The organism is Streptomyces sp. NPDC017890 (genome assembly GCF_044328675.1).
In the GTDB taxonomy this organism is placed as follows: Bacteria; Actinomycetota; Actinomycetes; order Streptomycetales; family Streptomycetaceae; genus Streptomyces.
Map to the genome: position 1 here is coordinate 493,144 of NZ_JBIRHU010000001.1, position 20,646 is coordinate 513,789.

The following is a 20,646-nucleotide window of genomic DNA, read 5'->3' on the forward strand; positions in this document are numbered from 1 at the left end:
CGGAGTCCGGCACACCGCCCGAGGCGGCCAACGGGCACAGCCCCGGACGGCTGGGAGGCGAACCACGCGGTGCCGGCACATCTGGCGGAGCACCGGGTGGCGTGGCGGCCCTGAGCGCGGTCGGCCATGACGTGCCGGTGGCGTGTGGCGGCTCGGCCTGTTCAGATTGAACTATCGTTCATCCAAAAGACGGAGCCGTCGCGTCCGTGGACCGGACACCCGTCGGCCGGCGAAAGGACACCGCGATGCCCCGCACTCCTGAGGCTTCGGCCGCCGTCCGGGACGCGACCCGGGCCCGTATCCGCCGCGCGGCCGTCCTGCTGATGGCCGAGCAGGGCTACCACGCCACCACCCTGCGCCAGGTCGCCGCCCGCGCGGGAGTCGCCGACGGTCTGCCCTCGCGCTACTTCGGCAGCAAGGACGGGCTGCTGATCGATGTCGCCAACGGCTGGCGGACGCGCACCCGAGCCGCCCTCGCCGACCAGCAGGACGGCGACCCGGCCCGCACCCTGCGGTTGCTCGTCCGCTCCGCGCTCCTGGGGCTGGACACCTCCCCCGACGAGATCGACGAGGGCCGCGCCGTCTCGGCGCTGCTCGCCGATCCGCAGGCCCGGGTCGTCCTGCGCGAGGCCGGGGCGGACATCGACTCGGCCGATCTGCTGCGCGCGCTGGACGACGCCCTGGTGGCGATCGGTTCGCCCGATCCGGAGGGTGACCGGCTGCTGCTCATGGCCGGCATCCGAGGCGGACTGGCCCTGGCCGCCGAGGACCGCGACTTCCCGCTGCGGCAACTGGAGGGCACCCTCCTCGACCGGATCCGCACCGGTGCCATCGGCCCCTCCGCCCAATCCATCGACGAGATCCCCGAATGACGACTCACGAATAACGCCGGCACCCCCGTGCCCCCGGCGCCGTCCCCGCCCCCGCCTTCCTCGCCGCCCTCAGGACCCCCGCCGGGGAATAACCGGAGGCCTCCTCCTGTTACGCCGCGCAGCGAACCGCGTACGTCACACCACACAGGAGGCACCCCACCATGCCCGCAGACGCCGCAGAGGAGATCCGGGGCCCGGTCCACGGCACCGCGCCCGTCCCCCTCTCCGTACTGGACCTGGTGACCGTCGGCGCCGGCCGTACCGCCACCGACGCGCTGCGGACCAGCGTGGACATCGCACGCCTCGCGGAGCAGCGCGGCTTCCACCGGTACTGGGTCGCCGAGCACCACTCCATGCCCGGCGTCGCCTCCTCCTCGCCCGCGGTGATCCTGGCCCACCTGGCGGCCCACACCGACCGCATCCGGCTCGGCTCGGGCGGCGTCATGCTGCCGAACCACGCGCCCCTCGTGATCGCGGAGCAGTTCGGCACCCTGGAGGCGATGGCTCCGGGCCGCGTCGACCTCGGCCTCGGCCGCGCCCCCGGCACCGACGGGGCCACCGCCGCCGCCCTGCGCCGCACCGACCGCCTGAACGAAGGCGCCGACGACTTCCCGCAGCAGCTCGCGGAGCTGATCCGGTTCCTGGACGACGACTTCCCCGACGGGCACCCGTACCGCCGTATCCACGCCGTGCCCGGTCCCGTGCAGGCGACCTCCCCCGGCGGTGTCCAGTCCCCGCACCGGCCGCCGGTCTGGCTGCTCGGTTCCTCCGGCTTCAGCGCGCGGCTGGCCGGCAGCCTCGGGCTGCCCTTCGCCTTCGCGCACCACTTCTCGGCGCAGAACACCGTCCCGGCGCTGGACCTGTACCGGGAGTCCTTCCGGCCGTCCGCCGTCCTCGACGCCCCCTACGCCCTCATCGGCGTCTCCGCGCTGGCGACGGACGACGAGAGGGAGGCCCGCCGGCAGGTGCTGGCCGCCGCGCTGAACATGGTCCGGCTGCGCACCGGACGCCCCGGGCTCGTGCCGACGCCGGAGGAGGCCGAGGCGTACGACTTCAGCCCGATGGAGCAGGAGTTCGTGGCGTCCTGGAACTCCAACGTCGTCCACGGCACCCCGGACGAGGTCCGGTCCGGCCTGGACGATCTCCAAAAGCGCACCGGCGCCGACGAGCTGATGCTCACCGCCAACGCCCACGGCGGTGACGTACGCCTGCGCTCCTACGAGCTGATCGCCGACGCCTACGGGTTGCCGACGCCGGCCTGAACCCCGGCCGCCCCGGGGCCTGACGAGGTGCCCAGCAGTGCGGAGATACGATCCGGCGCCACCGGTCGGGAGTACAGCCAGCCCTGACCGGTGTCGCAGCCGATGCGGCGCAGGCGGGTCGCCTGGTCGGAGGTCTCCACGCACTCGGCGGTCACGGTCAGCCCGAGCCGGTGGGCGAGCTGGACCATCGCCTCGACGATGACCTCGTCGGCCGGGTTGGCCGAGGACGCGTCGGCCGCCGAGGCGGCGTCGGCGTCCGCCCCGGCGCCCTGGATCCCGCCGTCCCGCACCCCGTCGTACTGGAACCCCCGTACGAACGCACCGTCCAGCTTCAGGACCGAGACGGGCAGCCGGCTGAGGTAGGCCAGGTTCGAGTAACCCGTGCCGAAGTCGTCGATGGCGATGTGGACGCCCATGTCGCTGAGCGCCTTGAGGGCCTGGAGCGGGCGGCCCGCCGAGCCCATCACCGCCGACTCCGTCAGCTCCAGCTGGAGCAGGTGCGGGGCCAGGCCCGTCTCCTCCAGGGTCGCCGCCACGTCCGCCACCAGGTCGGAGTCCCAGACCTGGCGGACCGCCACGTTGACGCTGACGAAGATCGGCGGGTCGTCCGGGTGGGCCAGCTGCCAGCGGCGGGCCTGGTGGCAGGCCGTGCGCAGGATCCAGCGGCCCAGTGGAACGATCGAACCGTCCTCCTCCGCCAGTGCGATGAACCGATTCGGCGCCAATACGCCGAACTGAGGATGATTCCAGCGGATGAGCGCCTCGACGCCCCGCACCCGGCCGTCCTCCATGCCGACCAGCGGCTGGTACTCGAGGGCGAACTCGCCGCGCTCGATGGCGGGGCGGAGCGTGGCGGCGAGGGCCTGGCGGGTCATGCGGTTCGCGTTGCGTTCGGGGTCGAAGAGCGTCCAGCGGGCCCGGCCGTCGGCCTTCGCCCAGTACAGGGTGGTGTCCGCCGCCTGCATCAGGGCGGTGGGGGTGGTGCCGACGGTGTGGCGTTCGACGACGCCGACCGACGCGGTGACCGACAGACTGCGGTCGGCGACCTCGAAGGGCGCCTGGAGGGCCGTCAGGACCGATTCGGCCAGTTCGGCGAGCTGGTCGGTGCCCGTGGAGTCCTCCACGAGGAGGGCGAACTCGTCGCCGCCGAGCCGGGCCACCAGCGGGGCGCCGGACCGGGTGTGGACGGCGTCCTCCGCGCACCGGGTCAGACGCTCGGCCACGGCGGCCAGCAGCCGGTCGCCGACGCGGTGGCCGAGGGTGTCGTTGATGGCCTTGAAGCCGTCCAGGTCCAGGTAGCACACGCCGATCCGGCCCGTGCCGCCGTGCTCGTGCGGCTCCGCCTCCAGCGCGGCCGTCAGACGCTCGAAGAACAGCGCGCGGTTGGGCAGCCGGGTCACCGGGTCGTGCATCTGGAGGTGGCGCAGGCGGGCCTGGAGCTCACGCCGGGCACTGATGTCGGCGACCGACATCAGCAGGCCCTCCCGCGCGTCCCCGGACCCGGCCAGGGGAGCGACCGTCACCTGTACCCACAGGGAGTGCCCGTCGGCCCGCTTCAGCCGCCGGGTGCAGCGCAGCCGGGGCTGCCGGCCCCGCAGCACCTCGCGGTACGCGTGCCAGGTGCCCGCGTCGGAGGCGAGGTCGACGAGGTCGGCCGCCGGGCAGCCGGCCAGCGTGGCCGGGTCGGTGCCGAGCAGGGTGCCCAGCGTGTCGTTGGCGCCGACGACCAGGCCCTCGGCGTCGACGACGGCCATGGCCAGGGGGGCGGCCGTGAACGCCGACCGGTAGGCCGGGGACCCCGTACACGGAGTACGAGGCGCCAGATGGTTGTCACTGTCCGTGACGGCCGACCGGTCGAGGTCTGCCGCGGGCGCCGGCCCTTCGGAGGTTCCGTTCACCGCTCGCTCCCGCAGTGCCTCGATCTCTGTTCGTGCTCTGTTCGTGCAGGAAAGTGTGCCGATCATAGAGGCTGCCACCGGGCCCTACCAGCCGCCGTTCCGCGATCGGGACCAAGTGATCTCCCCGACAGACCGTTTCTGCTCACACCTGGACGGGTTTCTCACACCCCCGACCAGTTGTGACGTTCCGTGAGTGACCTGAAGGTGTCGGCCAGGGGTCCTCCGGTGAAATTCCGGGCGGCTCACCCATCCGGTGCAGGCGAACAGGGCGCAGTACGACAAACATGCACAAGCTGAGTGCGGTGTCCCGTTCAACCGCACCCGGAGGTTCATGTGCCGCGCCAGCTCCCCCTGAGGCGACTTCCCCGGGAGGCCCTCGAGAGGCTCGGCGCGGACCGGCGGACCGCGGGGACGGTGCGGCCCAGGCTGCGCAGTACGGCGGCGGTGTGCACCACGATGTCGGCGCTCGCCGCGACCTCCCTGGTCACCGCCCCCTCGGTCGCGGAGCCCTTCTCCCCTCAGCCCTGTGCGCTCCAGCGCACCGACGTGCACCACTCCGAGGGCCTGCACACCTGGAACGCCGCCTATCCGCGGCCCGTCCGCGCCCTGGACGCGGTGATGGTGTTCCTGTCCTTCCCCGACTCCCAGCCGCTGACCGCGCCGGCCGAACTGGCCGCCGACCACTTCCCGGCCACCACCCGCTTCTTCCAGCGCGCCTCGTACGGCACGTTCACGCTCCGCCCGCACCCGCTGCGCACCTGGATCCCCATGCCGCGGCCGTCGACGTGGTACGACATACAGCGCGACTGGAGCCCCCGGCACCGGGCCGCGTACCTGCGGGACGCGCTCGACGCCGCCGACCGGCACGTCGACTTCTCCCGCTACGACGTCGTCTACTTCGTCGCCGACCCGGACGCGCCCGGCGTGGACTCCGACGCCACGAAGGTCGTCAACCTGGACACCCCGATGCGGGCCGACGGCACCGACATCCGGCGCGTCGTCACGGTCTTCGAGAACCATCCGCCGGACCGGCTGGTCCTGGCCCACGAGACCGGGCACGTCTTCGACCTGCCCGACCTGTATCAGCGGCCCGTCGACGGCAAGGGCGACTGGGACACCCATGTCGGTGACTGGGACCTCATGGGGAGCCAGTTCGGACTGGCCCCCGACCTCTTCGGCTGGCACAAGTGGAAGCTGGGCTGGCTGCAACCCCGGCAGGTGGCGTGCGTGCGGGGCCGCGGGCCCACCCGGCTGACGCTGGAGCCGCTGGGGGCGGGGCCGGGGGTGGTGGTGACGGGCGCCGCCGGGGCGCCGGCCTTCGGTCTCGGGCGGGGCACCAAGCTCGCGGTGGTGCGCACCGGGGCGGACAGCGTGCTCGCCTTCGAGGCGCGGGGGCCGGTCGGCAACGACGCCGCAGCCTGCCGGGCGGGGGTGCTGGTGTACCGGGTGCGCAGCGGGGCGGAGTCCGGGGGCGGGCCGGTCGAGGTGGTCGACGCCCACCCGGACACCGAGGCCTGCTGGGAGGACTCGGTCTACCCCCCGCTCGCCGACGCCCCGGTGAGCCTGGGCGAGAGCTTCACCGTGCCGGATGATGGCGTACGGGTGGAGGTGGCGGGGCGGACGGTGTCGGGGGCGTGGACGGTGCAGGTCACGCCGGGGTGAGCCGCTTGCCCGAGGTCACGTCGGCCGAGGGGGTGCGGGGGGAGCCCCCGCCACGCGTGGCGGATCCGCGCGGGAACAACGATGGCGAGGCCGGTTCGCGCTTTCCGCGATCCCGCCTCGCCATCGGCAACGTGCGCCGCCAGGGACTCGAACCCCGGACCCGCTGATTAAGAGTCAGCTGCTCTAACCAACTGAGCTAGCGGCGCCTGCTGACGTCGTAGACCTTAGCATCCTGGTCGGCGGAGGGAAAAATCGAAATGCGGACGGCGGCACGGGCCGCCCGTACGGCCGCCCAGAGCAGGATCTCCGGGCCCGGCAGCCACGGCCGGCGCGTGTCCGGGGCCACCAGCCAGCGGGAACCGGAACGGGCGGGCGCGGCGTCCGGACCGGCTCCGCCGGGTGGGCCCACCGGCGCCGCTCCGGTCTCGGCGCCCACCGGGGCCGGCACGGTCACCGCGTCCCCGGCGCCGTGGCACAGCAGCGGCGGCACCGTGCCCGTACGGCCGCCCGCCCGGCCGCGCGCGCCCCACTCCTCCCACTCCAGCAGCGACGGCAGCCGCTGGGCCGTGCCCGGCGCGGTGAACAGCAGCATCCGGCCCCGGAACTCGGCCACCGGTCCCGAACCCGGCCCCTCGTCCCACATCCGGTCCAGCATCCGGCGCCCGAAGATCGCGGGGGCGCTCACCACGTCGAAGGCGGAACCGCAGGGCAGGACGACCGGGGCCCCGGGGCGCTCCTCCCAGAGCGCGAGCGTGCTGCGCGGGTACGGGCCCGCCGAGGCCAGCCAGGCGGCACCGTCCGAGGTGACGTCCGAGATGTGGGGGGCGGATTCGAGGGCGACATCGCGCGTGCTGCTCATGCCGCCTAGATTTACCCGGCGTGAGGAACCGACTCCGAGGAGTTGCGGGAAACCGGGACAGAAGGAAGGCGGAAGGAGTATCTTGCCCACCCACTTGGCATATGCGGGGGGTCTGCCCGTACGGGCCGGCCTGGGTACGAGCCGGCCGGGGTACGGGCTAGTCGGCGTGCGGGCCGCCCTCGCCGCCGCGCATCAGGTCCCGCCCGAACTCCACCATCTTCTTGGCGTAGTCCTCGGTCCACTCGGCCCGCTCGGCGATGTCCGCGGTCGTCAGCCGGTCGAACCGCCGGGGGTCGGCCAGCTGCGCCGCCGCCATCGCCTGGAACTCCATCGCCCGGTCCGCCGCCGCCCGGAAGGCGTGCGTCAGCTCCGTCGCCCGGTCCAGCAGCGCCCGGGGGTCGTCGATCGACTCGAGGTCGAAGAAGTGCTCCGGATCGGCGGCCGCCTCCGCCGGCTCGAAGAGCAGGGGCGCGGGGCGTAGCCGCGGTTCGTTCCGACGCGGCGTGGGCTCCGCCATGTCTTCTCCTCCTCGTACGCACGACGGCCCTCCCCGTGCACCGGGGCACTCCGGGTGGAGTGGGCCACCGTCCATTGTCCCGCGCCCGTGCAAGAGGGCGAGGCCGTGCCGGTACGCGCGTACCGGGCACCCCTCACCCACTCCCGCGGGACCACGCCGCTCGCTACCCGGCGTAGGTCTCGAACTCGGCGACCTTCGGTGCGCCGGTGGATCCGGTGATCTCGAAGGTGATCTTCTTCAGCGAGACCTGGGCGAAGCCGATGACGCCCGCTCCGCTGCCGGAGGCCAGGACGGAGCCCGTGTCGTGGTTGATGACCCGCCAGGACCCGATGCCGCCCTCGGCGCCCGCCGCCTCGCGGATGCGGACCTTGGAGACCGTGGTGGCGGACCCCCACTTGACGGAGACGGAACCGGTCGAGCCGGACGGGGACCAGTAGGTGCTCATGTTGCCGTCACGGACGTTGCCGTAGCTCGTTCCGTCGGCCTTGGAGGTCCCGTCGGCGCCCGCCCCGATGCTGAGGTTGGCCCCGGTCGGCGGGTCGGTGGGCTCAGGGTCGGTCGGGGTCGGGCCCGGGTCGGTGGGGTCCGGGTCGGTGGGGCCGGGGTCGGTCGGAGTCGGGTCCGGGTTCTGCGGCGTGCAGCTGCCGTCCGACACCTTCAGGCCCTTGCCCGCGCCCGCCGTCTGGCTCACGACACCCGGCACGCAGTCGGCCGCGTCGAGGCTGTAGGAGTACGGGATGCTGACGGTGGTGTTGGACTGGGGGTTGGGACCCGCCGGGTTGTTGTCGCCTTCGCGCTCGGACCAGGTCACGTTGTCGAAGATGTTGCCGCTGACCTGCCAGGAGCCGGCCTGGTCCGTGTAGAAGGTGCCGAGGACGTCCTTGGAGTCCTCGAAGTAGTTGTTGTCGACCTTGGCCTTCGCGCCGGCCCGGGAGTTGATGCCGGACTCGTTGAGGCTCACGTAGTGGTTGTTGTAGATGTGGGCGACGCCGCCGCGCAGCAGGGGCGCGCGGGAGTCGATGTTCTCGTACTTGTTGTGGTGGAAGGTGACGTAGCCGTTGGACACGTCGCTCTCGCTGGAGCCGATCAGTCCGCCGCGGCCGGAGTTGCGCAGGACGCTGTACGACAGGGTCACGTACTTGGTGTCGTCCTTCATGTCGAAGAGGCCGTCGTAGCCCTCCGACTCCCCGCCCGACGCCTCCAGGGTGGTGTGGTCGACCCAGACGTTGCGGACGCCGCTCTCCATGCCGATGGCGTCGCCGCCGTTGGACGTGGGCGAGCCCGACTTCTTGACGTTCCGGACCGTCACGTTCTGGATGATGATGTTGCTGGACTCCCGGATGTGGATGCCCAGTTGGTCGAAGACGGCGCCGCCGCCGACTCCGACGATCGTGACGTTGCTGATCTGCTTGAGCTCGATCCTGTCCGCGGCGGTGCTGCAGCTGTCACCCGACACCTTGGTGGTGTTGCCGTGGTTGATCGTCCCCGTGACCTCGATGGTGATCGGGGTGCTGCTACTGGCCCGGCCGCACAGGGCCTGGTGGATCGCGGTCCCGGTGGTGGCCCGGACGGTCTGGCCGCCCGCACCGCCGGTCGTGCCGCCGTTCTGGGTCGCGTAGCCGGTGGCACCACTGGCCGCTGCCGCCGCCTCGGGCATCGACAGCACCACACCGGTCGCGGCGGCAACGGCCAAGGTGGCCAGCGCCGCGTTGAGTCGCAGCGCGACTGGTCGTCTCATCCTCGTTCTCCCCATTCGTCTTCACATGCCGGAACGGCAGGCTTGTCGAGATCATGTCAACATGACCAGACGGGAAAGCGCTTTCTCGGCGTGAGAATAGGGGGCCCCACAGGGGCTGGCAAGAGATCTGGCAGGTTCAGAATGAAGGCCGGTGTACACATGGATGAACAGCGGATGAGATCTTGCCCCCAGCCGCGCTGAGCCGATGTGCGCCCGGGACGGAGCTGCGATACGATCAATCCGCCGGCTCACGGGGGCTCAACCCCCGCTGAACGGCAGTGCGTTGGTGGTCCAAGGAAAGACGCCCCGCTTCCCGTGGGGAAATGCAGGTGCAAGGCCTGCCCAGCGCTCGACGAGAACCCCGGCCCCGCTCCAGCGGGACCGGGGTTCTTCAGTCCCCGCCGTCCTGGTCACCGTCGCCGCAGGCGGTGGCTCGTCGTGCCGGTTCCCCCTCGCGATCGCCGACCGCGCTCAGGCCTGCACCACCGGCTCCCGGGTGAACAGCGCGCCCAGTTCCGGGGCGTTGACCCGGCGGTCGGCCAGGCGCAGACCCTCCCAGACCGTGACCTGGTTGGCGGTGAGGACCGGCTTGCCCAGTTCCTTCTCCAGGGCGGGGATGTGGGCCGCCGTGTGCAGGGCCGTGTCCGGCAGCAGGACCGCCTGGGCGTCCGGGCGGTCGGCGGCGCGAGCCAGGGCCAGCACCTGCGACTCGGTCCAGGTGCCGACCTCCGCCGCCGTGACGATGCCGGAGCTGACGACGTCGGCCGCCTCGATGCCGGCCGCGGCGAGGAAATCCGCGAAGAGCCGCGCCACGTCGTCCGGGTAGGTCGCGCCGACGGCGACCCGCCGCGCCCCGATCTCCTTCGCCGCGTGCACGAAGGCGAAGGAGGTGGAGGAGGCCGGGAGGCCCGCCGTCTGGGCGAGGGCGCGCACCTGCTCCTGTGCGCCCTCCCAGCCGTGGACGAAGCTTCCGCTGGTGCAGGCCCACACCACGGCGTCGGCGCCGGCGAGCCGCAGTTCCTCGACGCCGGCCGCGAGCCGCCGCGCGGAACCCATCTCGCGCAGCGCGTCGACCCGGTGCGCGTCCTCACCGATGTCCGTGTGCACCAGGTCCACCCGGATGTCGCTGCCCAGGAGCTGCTCGATGCGTGGATAGTCGCCCTCGCCGGAGTGGCCCGGGTACAGGAATCCCAGTGCTGTCATGTCCACCCTTCCTGCTGCTGTTCCGTGTCCGGTGCGTCGCCGACGCCCGGCATGTCCGCGACCGCGGGACCGACCGGGCCCGCCACCGCGGGACCGGCCGGACCCGGCACCGTGGGGCCGGGGCGCGCTGCCGGATCGGTCAGCGCCTGGTACGGCCCCACCGCACGGGTACCCAGTCGGCGCAGCGCTGCCCACATCGTCACTTGGTTGGCCGAGATCACCGGGATGCGCAGCTCGGCCTCCAGCTGCGGGATGACGTCGTAGGTGGGGAGGTTGGTGCAGGAGATGAACAGGGCGTCCGCCGCCCCGGGGCGCGGTACCGCCTGGCGTGCCATGTCGGCCACGTCGCGGTACGGGACCTTCCAGATGTGCCGGGTCAGCCCCATGAAGGCGCAGCCGGTGACGGCGACGCCGGCCTCGGCGACGTACGCCTCCAGCGCCCGGGTCACGGACACGGTGTACGGCGTCACCAGCGCGACCCGGCGTACGCCCAGCTCGGTCAGCGCGTCCAGCAGCGCGCCGGAGGTGGTCACGGACGGGACCGCGCCCGCCCAGGTCATCGCCTCGCACATCGCGCGTTCGCCGGCGATGCCGCCGACGAAGCTGCCCGAGGTGCAGGCGTAGGCGACGACCTCGGGCGCGACGGCGTTGAGGGTGCGCACCGCCTCGCCGAGCGTCTCGTGCTCGCTGACCAGCCGGGCGAGGTCCAGACTGACCTCTACGGGAACGAACGGGGTCCGCGTCATGTGCAGCGACACGTCGTCGGGCACCCACCGCCACAGCTCGCGGTCGAGCGCGAAGTCGAACGGGGCGACCACGCCGGCCCCGCGCTGCGGAGCTGGTCCGCCGAGAAAGGAGATGTCCATGGCACGCACCGGCCTCACACTGAGAAAGGGGAGGACAACGCACCGTTACGCACGGCCGTGTTGACGAAGGTAGGTTCCGGTGCGAGCGTGGTCAATCCGCCCGCGTCACCTCCAGGTCAACAGCCGGTTAAGTTCCCCGTCACCCACCGAACCGCCCCCGCTCCCGCCAACCGGAGACAGGCCTGCCGATGACCACGCCCACGCTCCTCGTCCTGGACGCCGAGCCGCTCCCCCGCCTGGGCCGGCTGACCGGCCGCGCCCGGATCGAGCACGCCGACGAGACGACCCTCGCCGAGCGGCTGCCGCACGCCGACGTCCTGCTGGTGTGGGACTTCACCTCGCACGCCGTACGCAGGGCGTGGCCCGGTGACGGTCCCCGGCCGCGCTGGGTGCACACGGCGAGCGCCGGTGTGGACCACCTGATGTGCCCGGAGCTGGCCGGGTCGGACACGGTGGTGACCAACGCGCGCGGGGTCTTCGACCAGCCGATCGCCGAGTACGTCGCCGCGCTCGTCCTGGCGATGGCCAAGGACCTGCCCAGGACGCTGCGGTTGCAGGGCGAGCGGACCTGGCGGCACCGCGAGTCGACGCGGGTGGCGGGGACCCGCGCCTGCGTGGTGGGTTCCGGGCCGATCGGGCGGGCGGTCGCGCAGACGCTGAAGGCGCTCGGCATCACCACCGCGGTGGTCGGCCGCACCCCGCGCACCGGCGTCCACGGGCCCGGCGAGCTGGACCGGCTGCTGGCCCGGGCCGACTGGGTGGTCGCGGCGGCGCCGCTCACCGACGACACGCGCGGCATGTTCGACGCCCGGCGGTTCGGGGTGATGCAGCCCTCCGCCCGGTTCGTGAACGTGGGACGAGGACAGCTGGTCGTCGAGGACGATCTCGCCGAGGCGCTGACCAGGCGCTGGATCGCGGGCGCCGCCCTGGACGTGCTCAGCCACGAGCCCCTCCCGCCCGACAGCCCGCTGTGGCGGGTGCCGGACCTGATCATCTCGCCGCACATGAGCGGGGACACGATCGGCTGGCGGGACGAACTGGGCGCCCAGTTCGTGGAGTTGTACGAGAGCTGGGCGACGGGCGGCCCGCTCACGAACGTGGTCGACAAGAAACGCGGATACGTGCCCGGACACTGACGTCCAGGGAAACGTCATCTCGTGACACGACATCTCGGGGAACGGCGTCCCGAAAACGCGGGAGGGTGCTGCATGACCGACCTCACCGAGCTGACCGCGGTACAGCTCGTCGACGGCTACCGCAAGGCCGTGTTCAGCCCCGTGGAGGTGACCCGGGCGGCCCTGGAGCGGGCCGAGCGGATCCAGCCGGAGCTGAACGCGTTCGTCCGGCTGACCGGCGAGGAGGCGCTCGCGGGGGCCCGGCGGGCCGAGGAGCGGTGGCGGCGCGGGGAGCCGTGCGGGCGGCTGGACGGGGTGCCGGTCACCGTGAAGGACATCCTGCTGACGCGGGGTCACCCGACGCTGCGCGGCTCCCGGGCCGTCTCGCCGGACGGGCCGTGGGACGAGGACGCGCCGTCCGTCGCCCGGCTGCGGGAGCACGGCGCCGTGTTCGTCGGAAAGACGACGACGCCCGAGTTCGGCTGGAAGGGCGTGACCGACTCGCCGCTGTCCGGCGTCACCCGCAACCCGCACGACCCCACCCGCACCGCGGGCGGCTCCAGCGGGGGCGCGGCCGCTGCCGTCGCACGCGGGGCGGGGCCGCTCGCGCTCGGCACGGACGGCGGCGGCAGCGTGCGCATCCCGGCCTCCTTCTGCGGCGTCTTCGGCCTGAAACCGACGTACGGCAGGGTCCCGCTCTACCCGGCGAGCGCCTTCGGCACCCTGGCGCATGTCGGCCCGATGACACGGGACGCGGCGGACGCGGCGCTGATGCTGGACGTCATCGGCACCCCGGACACCCGGGACTGGTCGGCGCTGGGCCCGGCGCCCGGTTCGTACTCCGAGGCCCTGACCGGCGGGGTGCGGGGGCTGCGGGTGGCGTACTCGCCCTCGCTCGGCGGGCAGGTGGCGGTGCGCCCGGCGGTGGCTACGGCGGTCCGGCGGGCGGTGGAGCGGCTGGCGGGACTCGGCGCGTACGTGAGCGAGGCCGACCCGGACTTCGCGGACCCGGTGGACGCCTTCCACGCGCTGTGGTTCAGCGGGGCGGCGCGCGTGGTGCAGCGTCTGCGGCCGGGGCAGCGCGAGTCGCTGGACCCGGGGCTGCGGGAGATCGTCGGGGCGGGGGCGCGGTACTCGGCGCTGGAGTACCTGGCCGCGGTGGACGTGCGGATGGAGCTGGGCCGGCGGATGGGCCGCTTCCACGAGACGTACGACCTGCTGATCACGCCGACGCTGCCGATCACGGCGTTCGAGGCGGGCGCCGAGGTGCCCAAGGGTTCGGGGCACCGGCGGTGGACCGGGTGGACGCCCTTCACCTACCCGTTCAACATGACCCAGCAGCCGGCGGCGACCGTCCCGGTCGGCACGGACGGGGACGGGCTGCCGATCGGCCTGCAACTGGTGGCGGCCCGCCACCGGGACGACCTGGTTCTGCGGGCGGCACACGCACTGTACGAGGCGGGCGCGGTGCCCGCCTCGTACGCGTAGGACCCCGTACGCGAGGACCGCCGCGGGCACGGGGGCGCGGGGGTGCGGCCCCTGACGAGGTGCGGTGACTCCCCCGCGCCGATCCGCCGGAGGTCTACGCCCGCCGGAAGCCGAGCGTCTCCCCCGCCGCGCCCGTCCGCCACAGGTCGTTGCAGGCCTCGGCCATCTCGTCCAGGCCCTCGACGACCTGGCCCCAGACGGTGCCGGGGATCCAGCCGACGTCGCCGTTGAGCAGCAGGTTGTTGCGCTCGTAGAACAGGGCCAGGTCGACGAGAGTGGTGCCCGCGCGGACCTCGCGGTCGTAGCCGTACGCCTTGGTGCCCAACTCGGCGCCCGCGAAGGCGAAATAGCACAGGTCGCCCGGGATGGGCGTCACGGTCGGGTTCTCCAGCGGTGGTTCGGATGCCGCGAAGGGCGGGAAAAGGGCGTAGATCTCGTTGCGCGCGTATTTGGCGTGATACACGTCGCCGCCGAGAGGCAGCGCGTCCCAGACCGCCGCGCAGGTGACCGGGGCCCGGTCCTGAAGGAGTTGGGCCGTGCACGTGATTCCGCGCTTGACCAGCGAGACTTCGATGTAGCGATCAGCCATGCCCTCCATGGCAGTGCCCGGCGCCGCCCGGGTCAAGGGTGCCGTGCCGCCGTACCGGACTGAAAAAGATCGGCATAACCTGCCCGGCTTCGGGTAGCTGCGCGCCCATGGCTCCACCACACAGAACCCCTCCATGGGGTATATCCGACCGAAGGTCCAGGACAGCCGGGCCCACCCGCCGGTCGCTGCTCGCGGGGGTCGCGGCGCTCGGCGGGCTGGGGGCGGCCGGCTGCTCGCGGGTGGCCACCGCGTCCGACGTGGAAGGCGGCGATCTCCTCGACCGGCTCAGGGCCCAGGGCGTGGCCCGGCTCGGCATCGCGGGCGAGATCCCCTTCGGGTACATCGACAAGGACGGTGAGCTGACCGGCGAGGCCCCGGAGCTGGCGAAGGTCATCTTCAAGCGGCTCGGAGTGGACCGGGTGCAGCCGGTGCCGACGGAGTTCGGCTCGCTCATCCCGGGGCTGGCGTCGCAGCAGTTCGACGTCGTGGCGGCCGGGATGTACATCAACCCCGACCGCTGCCAGCAGGTCATCTTCTCCGACCCCGACTACCAGATGCTCGACGCGTACATCGTACGCAAGGGCAATCCCCTCGGGCTGCGCAACTACGAGGACGTCGTCAGGAAGAAGGCCAAGTTCGCGACCGGCACCGGCTACGCCGAGATCGCCTACGCGGTGGAGCACGGGTACAAGGAGGACGACATCCTGATCGTCCCCGACCAGGTGGCCGGACTCAACGCCGTCGAGTCCGGGCGCGTGGACGTCTTCGCGGGTACGGCGCTGACCGTCCGCGAGGTCGTGAAGAAGTCCGGCAAGGCCGAGGCGACCGAGCCGTTCGCGCCGATCGTCGACGGCGAACCGCACGTCGACGGCGGCGGTTTCGCCTTCCGCCCGGACGAGACCAACCTGCGGGACGCCTTCAACGTCGAGCTGCACAAGCTCAAGAAGAGCGGCGAACTGCTGCGCATCCTCAAGCCCTTCGGGTTCACCGAGAACGAGATGACCGATCTGACCGCGAAGGAGCTGTGCGGCGGATGACCTCGGGACTGTGGGAACTCGTACTCCAGGGCGTCTGGGTCACGATCCAGCTGCTCGTCTTCAGCTCGCTGCTCGCGGCGGCCGTCTCCTTCGTGGTCGGCGTCGCGCGCACCCACCGGCTGTGGATCGTCCGCTTCGTCGCCGGCGTCTACACCGAGGTGTTCCGCGGGACCTCGGCGCTGGTGATGATCTTCTGGGTGTTCTTCGTGCTGCCACCGGCCTTCGGCTGGCAGCTGGTGCCGATGTGGGCGGGCACGCTGGCGCTGGGCCTGACCTACGGGGCGTACGGCTCCGAGATCGTGCGCGGCGCGCTCGGCTCGGTCGACCCTGCGCAGAAGGAGGGCGGCATCGCGCTCAGCTTCACGCCCTGGCAGCGGATGAAGCTGATCCTGCTGCCGCAGGCGGTGCCGGAGATGATCCCGCCCTTCTCCAACCTGCTGATCGAGCTGCTCAAGGGCACCGCACTGGTGTCGATCATGGGCATGGGCGATCTGGCCTTCAGCGGCAACCTGGTGCGCCTCGCGCTGCAGGAGAGCGCGGAGATCTACACGTACGTCCTGCTGATCTACTTCGTGATCGCGTTCCTGCTCACGCGGGTGATGCGCGGTCTGGAGAAGAAGCTGAAAGCGGGCGTCGGGAAGACGGCACCGAAGCGCGAGGCCGCCGCTCGTGAGCCGGCCGGGATCGGGGGTGTCCGATGAAGTGGGACTGGAGCGCGGTCTCCGACTTCATGCCGCACTTCTGGGACGGTCTGCTGGTCACCCTGCAGATCCTGGTCCTGGGGTCGCTGGTCTCCTTCGTTCTGGGCCTGGTGTGGGCGCTGCTGATGCGGGTGCCCTCCCGCTGGGTGACCTGGCCCGTCGGCGTGGTCACCGAGTTCGTCCGCAACACCCCGCTGCTGGTGCAGCTGTTCTTCCTCTTCTACGTGCTGCCCGAGTGGGGTGTGACGGCCTCGGCGCTCACCACCGGTGTGCTCGCCATCGGCCTGCACTACTCGACGTACACGATGCAGGTCTACCGGGCCGGCATCGAGGCGGTGCCGGTCGGCCAGTGGGAGGCCGCCACGGCGCTGAACCTGCCGGTGGGGCGGACCTGGACGGCGGTCATCCTGCCGCAGGCCATCCGCCGTGTGGTGCCCGCCCTCGGCAACTACGTGATCTCCATGCTCAAGGACACGCCGCTGCTGATGGCGATCACGGTGCTGGAGATGCTCGGCGAGGCACGGCTGTTCTCGCAGCAGAACTTCCAGTTCACCGAACCCCTGACGGTGATCGGCGTGGCCTTCATCGTCATCTCCTACCTGGCCTCCCTTGCCCTGCGAGCCCTGGAGCGACGCCTTGCCCACTGACACTCTCCCCAATCCCGAGAAGAGCCCCGAGCGCAGCTCCGGCGAGCTGATCCGCCTGGAGCAGGTCACGAAGCGGTTCGGGGACAACACGGTCCTCGACCACCTCGACTTCGCCGTCGACGCCGGCAAGCACGTCACCCTGATCGGCCCGTCCGGGTCGGGCAAGACGACGATCCTGCGGCTGCTGATGACGCTCCTCAAGCCCGACGAGGGCACGATCACCGTGGACGGGCAGAAGCTCTTCCCGGCGACCGAGAAGGAGCGGCGCGAGGCCCGCAAGCAGATCGGGATGGTGTTCCAGCAGTTCAACCTGTTCCCGAACATGAGCGTCCTGCGCAACATCACCGAGGCGCCGGTCACGGTGCTCGGCATGTCCAAGGACGAGGCGGTGGAGCGGGCCAGGGGGCTGCTCGACATGGTGGGCCTGGCCGACAAGTGCGACGCGCGTCCGGCGCAGCTCTCCGGCGGCCAGCAGCAGCGCGTGGCGATCGCCCGGGCGCTGGCGATGCGGCCGAAGGTGCTCCTCCTCGACGAGGTGACCTCGGCGCTCGACCCGGAGCTGGTCGCGGGCGTCCTCGACCTGCTGCGGGACATCGCCCGCACCACGGACATCACCATGCTCTGCGTGACCCACGAGATGAACTTCGCCCGGGACATCTCGGACCAGGTCCTGATGTTCGACTCGGGCCGGGTCATCGAGACCGGTCCGCCGGAGAAGATCTTCAGCGAGCCGGAGCACGACCGTACCCGGGAGTTCCTCAGCGCGGTGCTGTGACGCTGTGCCGCTGTGCTGCTCGCGGCCCGCGGCGTCGCCGCCCCAACGTCCGAGGTCGGGGCGTTGGGGCAGGTCACCGGCATATGCCAGAGGACCTGTGCCGCAGTTGGGGGCCTTGGAATCTCCCGAACACTCCCTCACGCCGGGCCCCTCGGCCGCTATCGTGAAGGGGATCCGCTGTCCGGACCGGGGGCACAGGCAGGGACAGTGGCAGGGGCCTACCAGCGAGCGCAGGGGGAGACCACCGTGGCGCTGCAGCACAAGCCGACCGCGCCGCACCACTCGGCCCAGGACGCCCTGCGCGTCCTGGAGACGGTGACGCGGCAGACCACCGGAGTCACCGACACCGAACTCGCCCGGCAGACCGGCTTCGGCCGGGAGCGCCTGACCACGCTCCTGCGCATGCTGCGCCGCGAGGGCTACGTCGAGCAGACCGCCGACGGCGCGTACACCGCCGGAGAGGCCCTGGCTCGCCTGGGCTCGGCCCAGGGCCGCGAGCAGGCCCTGCGCGACAAGCTCCAGCACACCCTGGACCGGCTGCGCGACTCGGTGGGCGCCGCCGTCTACATCAGCCGGTACGTCGACGGCGAGGTCAGCGTCACCCAGTACGCCGACAGCCCGGCCACGCCCAAGGTCAACGAGTGGGTGGACTTCCGTGTCTCGGCGCACGCCACCGCGGTCGGCAAGAGCCTGCTGACCCAGCTCGACCACGCGGGCCGCCGCGACCACCTCGCCCGGCACCGGATGGCCCGCCTGACCTCGCGCACCATCACCAGCGACAAGCTGCTGCTGTCCCGGCTGGAGTCCCAGCCCTCCAGCGTGCCGGTCCTCGACCTCCAGGAGTACGCGGTGGGCACGGTCTGCGCGGCCGTCCCCATCACGGCCGGGTCCGCCGTGGGCTGCCTGGCCCTGTCCCTCCCGGTCGAGCACGCCCACCGGCTGCGCCGGGCCGCGGACGAGCTGAACCGGAACGCGGCGCCGGTCCTGCTGTCGCTGGCGATCTAGCGGCTGCCGTGACCGCGGTCGTCCCGTCGGGGCAGGCCGGGCGTCGAGCAGGACACGAGGGCCTCCCGGGCGCCGGTGGAGACCGTCCCGGTCCCCGCCGAGCCCAGAAGGCCCTCACTTCCCCAGGCACCCGGCACGCGGGGCACGGGCACCCTCGGACCGCGCGCCCAGGAAGGTGTCGTTCGGATCAGGCCGGCTCCGGACCGACGACGCCGCAGATGTGCGTGCCGGACCCCGCGACCCCGGCAAGATTCGAACGACGCCCTTCAGACCGCCGAGGACGTCCCGCGGCAGATCTCGAGCAGGGCCATGGCGATCGCCGTGCCCTGACGGCCGTACGCGTCGGCGTACGGGGAGATGACCCGCATCTCCCGGGTGAGGTCCGTACGCGGGCCGCCTCCGGCGATCCTGGTGCGCTGCACCGCCTGCGACAGCTCGCGGCGTCGTTCGAACAGGGCTCGGATCTCCGCGTCGACCCGGTCGAGGTCGGCGCGCAGTTCGTCCACGGTCACCGTTTCGCCCTCCGTCCGCATCAGTTGCCCCAGGTGTTGCGGTTGGGGGTGGCCACGAACGAGCCGCTCGCCTCGAACAGCCCCTGGAGGTGGGTGACGATGCCGGTCGCCGCACCCGGAACGCCCGAGCCGGAACCGGAGGCCCGGCCCAGCTCGTCGGCCACGGCGGTCGTGGCCACCGAGCTCATCGCCAGAACCGCCAGGGTCATGACGGCGATCCGCCGGGCGGCGGCGGACTTGACGATGTTCCGAGTGCAATGGCGAGCGCTGATGCTCATGGTGCGTGTCCCCCCAGGACTTTCACTTCGGCGAGGTGTTTCTCCTTGACCTCCATGAGTCTCACCTCTCACCGCGCGCGCCACCAGCATCACGCAGTGTCAGGGTCCTGTGATGGCAAGTCCCTGTCAGCGACGCCCAGTCGGAGGCGCTCCATCACGTGGAGGAGCGGCGCGGCAGGCCCCCAGCGCACCGCTGCGGCGTCGGCGGCCGGCGCCAGGGCGCGGCTCACCAGGAGCGCCGCGGCCTCCTCGCTCCGCCCCGCGTCCGGTTGGCTGAGAAACAACGTCAGGCACGCTCCGCCGTCGGGAGAGGGGGCGAGATGAAGATGCTCCACCCTGTCTTCCGGACCGGCCAGCTCACCGACGCGCGCGTCCAGTGCGGCCTGCCTCGGCAGGCATTCCGCGGGCACCATGGCCGTCACCAGGAACATGGCTGCACCTCCATGAACAACCAGTTAATCGAACAACGTACCCATGGGTAGGTTGCCCATGAGCGGGTTGTTCATGATTGAGTTGTCCTAAAATAGGCACGGAGCTCATGGCTTCGTCCGTGCGTTCGGTACGGGTTCTTCAGGGGGATGAAGAATGAGTCAACTTGGGCTGGACCCAGACAGTGAGTCTGTATACCGGATCTTGTTGAAGACACCGCGGGCCGGAGTGGCGGAGATCGCCGAGGGACTCGGCTGGCCCACCGGGAGAGCGAAGGCCACCCTCGACAAGCTCGCGGAGCTGACGCTGATACGCAACTCCTCGGAGGAACCCGGCAAAATGTGCCTGGTCAACCCGGAGTTCGGGCTCGCCAGTCTGCTGCACCGGCAGGAACAGGAACTGGCGCAGCGGCAACAGGCGCTGGCCACCGCGAGGCTGACCATCACCGAGATGCTCACCGAGTACGGCGAGGGTCCGTCGGCGCAGACCGACGACGTGCGCCGGTACACCGGACTGGACGCCATCGGCTCGCAGATCGAGCGTCTGTCGCACGGCGCCGAGAGCTCCATAGAGGTGTTCGCGCCACGCGGGGCGCAGACGCCCGAGGCGCTGGAGGCGGCCCGCCCGCTCGACCGCTCGGCCGTCGACCGCGGCCTGCGGGTCCGCTACGTCTACCTCGACTCCATCCGCAACGACCAGGCGACGCTGAGCTACGCGCACTGGCTCCGGGAGATCGGGGGCGAGGCCCGCGCGCTCCCGCAACTGCCCCTGCGCATGATCATCTACGACCGTCGCACCGCGATCGTGCCCATCGACCCCGAGGCCGCCGCACGCGGGATACTCGTGCTGAACGGCGCCGGCGTCGTCACCGCGCTGGGATCGCTGTTCCAGCTGACCTGGGAGCAGGCGCAGCCGGTCGGCGCCGTCAGGCCCCCGGTGCCGGAGCGGCTCTCCCCGCAGGAGCAGGCCGTCCTCGACCTCCTCTTCGAGGGCCACACCGACGACGTCGTCGCCCGCAGGCTCGGTGTCTCGGTGCGCACGGCACGCCGCGTCACCGCCGAACTGATGACCCGGCTGGACGCCCGCAGCCGTTTCCAGGCGGGGGCGCTGGCGATGACCCGGGGCTGGTTCGGTGCCGGTGACGCGGTCGCGGAGGGCGCTCCGGGCCGGGGCGGCAACGGTGAGTGACCTCA

21 protein-coding genes and 1 tRNA gene are annotated in these 20,646 nt (G+C 71.9%); 11 read left to right on the forward strand and 11 right to left on the reverse strand.

Going from position 1 to position 20,646, the window contains the following annotated elements; genetic code table 11:
• The first annotated feature begins 245 nt into the window (after positions 1-245).
• Positions 246-872, forward strand: a complete 627-nt coding sequence (locus ACH4F2_RS02095) for a TetR/AcrR family transcriptional regulator (protein ID WP_398130752.1) — start codon at positions 246-248, stop codon at positions 870-872.
• Between the two features lie 161 nt (positions 873-1,033).
• The gene (locus tag ACH4F2_RS02100) at positions 1,034-2,134 is read left to right on the forward strand and encodes an LLM class flavin-dependent oxidoreductase (protein WP_398130753.1); all 1,101 of its coding nucleotides are present in this window, start codon (positions 1,034-1,036) and stop codon (positions 2,132-2,134) included.
• On the opposite strand, the gene ACH4F2_RS02105 is transcribed toward ACH4F2_RS02100, so the two are convergent.
• A complete protein-coding gene (locus ACH4F2_RS02105) occupies positions 2,110-4,032 on the reverse strand; it encodes a putative bifunctional diguanylate cyclase/phosphodiesterase (RefSeq protein WP_398130754.1) in 1,923 nt (640 codons plus the stop codon). The genes ACH4F2_RS02100 and ACH4F2_RS02105 overlap by 25 nt on opposite strands.
• Before the next feature lie 333 nt (positions 4,033-4,365).
• Here ACH4F2_RS02105 and ACH4F2_RS02110 point away from each other — a divergent pair, with 333 nt between their 5' ends.
• A complete protein-coding gene (locus tag ACH4F2_RS02110) occupies positions 4,366-5,694 on the forward strand; it encodes a M6 family metalloprotease domain-containing protein (protein WP_398130755.1) in 1,329 nt (442 codons plus the stop codon).
• A 132-nt stretch (positions 5,695-5,826) separates the two neighbouring features.
• Here ACH4F2_RS02110 and ACH4F2_RS02115 read toward each other — a convergent pair.
• From ACH4F2_RS02115 to ACH4F2_RS02140, 6 genes are all read right to left on the reverse strand, one after another.
• A tRNA-Lys gene (locus ACH4F2_RS02115) sits at positions 5,827-5,900 on the reverse strand.
• A complete protein-coding gene (locus ACH4F2_RS02120) occupies positions 5,891-6,553 on the reverse strand; it encodes a bifunctional DNA primase/polymerase (RefSeq protein ID WP_398130756.1) in 663 nt (220 codons plus the stop codon). Before ACH4F2_RS02120 ends, ACH4F2_RS02115 begins: the two co-directional genes overlap by 10 nt.
• A gap of 157 nt (positions 6,554-6,710) precedes the next feature.
• Positions 6,711-7,070: a hypothetical protein gene (locus ACH4F2_RS02125; RefSeq protein WP_398130757.1), complete on the reverse strand. Its 360-nt coding sequence runs from the start codon at positions 7,068-7,070 to the stop codon at positions 6,711-6,713.
• Between the two features lie 163 nt (positions 7,071-7,233).
• The gene (locus ACH4F2_RS02130; RefSeq protein WP_398130758.1) at positions 7,234-8,808 is read right to left on the reverse strand and encodes a polysaccharide lyase family 1 protein; all 1,575 of its coding nucleotides are present in this window, start codon (positions 8,806-8,808) and stop codon (positions 7,234-7,236) included.
• Positions 8,809-9,279: 471 nt separating this feature from the next.
• Positions 9,280-10,011, reverse strand: a complete 732-nt coding sequence (locus ACH4F2_RS02135; RefSeq protein ID WP_398130759.1) for an aspartate/glutamate racemase family protein — start codon at positions 10,009-10,011, stop codon at positions 9,280-9,282.
• The gene (locus ACH4F2_RS02140) at positions 10,008-10,877 is read right to left on the reverse strand and encodes a decarboxylase (RefSeq protein ID WP_398130760.1); all 870 of its coding nucleotides are present in this window, start codon (positions 10,875-10,877) and stop codon (positions 10,008-10,010) included. The genes ACH4F2_RS02135 and ACH4F2_RS02140 overlap by 4 nt, the downstream gene beginning before the upstream one ends.
• Before the next feature lie 188 nt (positions 10,878-11,065).
• Between ACH4F2_RS02140 and ACH4F2_RS02145 the strand changes: the two genes are divergently transcribed.
• Both ACH4F2_RS02145 and ACH4F2_RS02150 read left to right on the forward strand, forming a co-directional pair.
• Positions 11,066-12,013 carry a D-2-hydroxyacid dehydrogenase gene (locus ACH4F2_RS02145; RefSeq protein ID WP_398130761.1) on the forward strand — a complete coding sequence of 316 codons (948 nt, stop codon included), beginning with the start codon at positions 11,066-11,068 and terminating at the stop codon, positions 12,011-12,013.
• Between the two features lie 72 nt (positions 12,014-12,085).
• Positions 12,086-13,480 carry an amidase gene (locus ACH4F2_RS02150; RefSeq protein ID WP_398130762.1) on the forward strand — a complete coding sequence of 465 codons (1,395 nt, stop codon included), beginning with the start codon at positions 12,086-12,088 and terminating at the stop codon, positions 13,478-13,480.
• 94 nt (positions 13,481-13,574) lie between these two features.
• On the opposite strand, the gene ACH4F2_RS02155 is transcribed toward ACH4F2_RS02150, so the two are convergent.
• Positions 13,575-14,069, reverse strand: coding sequence for a DUF3830 family protein (locus tag ACH4F2_RS02155; protein ID WP_398130763.1), 495 nt, complete (start codon positions 14,067-14,069; stop codon positions 13,575-13,577).
• 107 nt (positions 14,070-14,176) lie between these two features.
• On the opposite strand from ACH4F2_RS02155, the gene ehuB reads away from it, so the two are divergent.
• The 5 genes from ehuB (at position 14,177) to ACH4F2_RS02180 (ending at position 18,234) form a co-directional block, all read left to right on the forward strand.
• Positions 14,177-15,106, forward strand: coding sequence for an ectoine/hydroxyectoine ABC transporter substrate-binding protein EhuB (gene ehuB / locus ACH4F2_RS02160; RefSeq protein WP_398130764.1), 930 nt, complete (start codon positions 14,177-14,179; stop codon positions 15,104-15,106).
• Complete coding sequence (gene ehuC, locus ACH4F2_RS02165; protein ID WP_398130765.1) at positions 15,103-15,807, forward strand: ectoine/hydroxyectoine ABC transporter permease subunit EhuC; 705 nt, start codon at positions 15,103-15,105, stop codon at positions 15,805-15,807. Before ehuB ends, ehuC begins: the two co-directional genes overlap by 4 nt.
• On the forward strand, positions 15,804-16,454 hold the full coding sequence (ehuD, locus tag ACH4F2_RS02170; RefSeq protein ID WP_398130766.1) for an ectoine/hydroxyectoine ABC transporter permease subunit EhuD: 651 nt from the start codon (positions 15,804-15,806) through the stop codon (positions 16,452-16,454). The genes ehuC and ehuD overlap by 4 nt, the downstream gene beginning before the upstream one ends.
• Positions 16,444-17,229, forward strand: coding sequence for an ectoine/hydroxyectoine ABC transporter ATP-binding protein EhuA (gene ehuA / locus ACH4F2_RS02175; RefSeq protein WP_398130767.1), 786 nt, complete (start codon positions 16,444-16,446; stop codon positions 17,227-17,229). Before ehuD ends, ehuA begins: the two co-directional genes overlap by 11 nt.
• Positions 17,230-17,475: 246 nt before the next feature.
• On the forward strand, positions 17,476-18,234 hold the full coding sequence (locus ACH4F2_RS02180; protein WP_398130768.1) for an IclR family transcriptional regulator: 759 nt from the start codon (positions 17,476-17,478) through the stop codon (positions 18,232-18,234).
• A 266-nt stretch (positions 18,235-18,500) separates the two neighbouring features.
• Here the strand turns inward: ACH4F2_RS02180 and ACH4F2_RS02185 are convergent, their stop codons facing one another.
• The 3 genes from ACH4F2_RS02185 to ACH4F2_RS02195 form a co-directional block, all read right to left on the reverse strand.
• Positions 18,501-18,767 carry a chorismate mutase gene (locus ACH4F2_RS02185; protein ID WP_398130769.1) on the reverse strand — a complete coding sequence of 89 codons (267 nt, stop codon included), beginning with the start codon at positions 18,765-18,767 and terminating at the stop codon, positions 18,501-18,503.
• On the reverse strand, positions 18,767-19,024 hold the full coding sequence (locus ACH4F2_RS02190; protein ID WP_398130770.1) for a hypothetical protein: 258 nt from the start codon (positions 19,022-19,024) through the stop codon (positions 18,767-18,769). The genes ACH4F2_RS02185 and ACH4F2_RS02190 overlap by 1 nt, the downstream gene beginning before the upstream one ends.
• 89 nt (positions 19,025-19,113) lie before the next feature.
• Positions 19,114-19,455, reverse strand: a complete 342-nt coding sequence (locus ACH4F2_RS02195; protein WP_398130771.1) for a hypothetical protein — start codon at positions 19,453-19,455, stop codon at positions 19,114-19,116.
• Between the two features lie 154 nt (positions 19,456-19,609).
• Here ACH4F2_RS02195 and ACH4F2_RS02200 point away from each other — a divergent pair, with 154 nt between their 5' ends.
• Positions 19,610-20,641, forward strand: a complete 1,032-nt coding sequence (locus tag ACH4F2_RS02200; RefSeq protein ID WP_398130772.1) for a helix-turn-helix domain-containing protein — start codon at positions 19,610-19,612, stop codon at positions 20,639-20,641.
• The last annotated feature ends 5 nt before the right edge of the window (positions 20,642-20,646 follow it).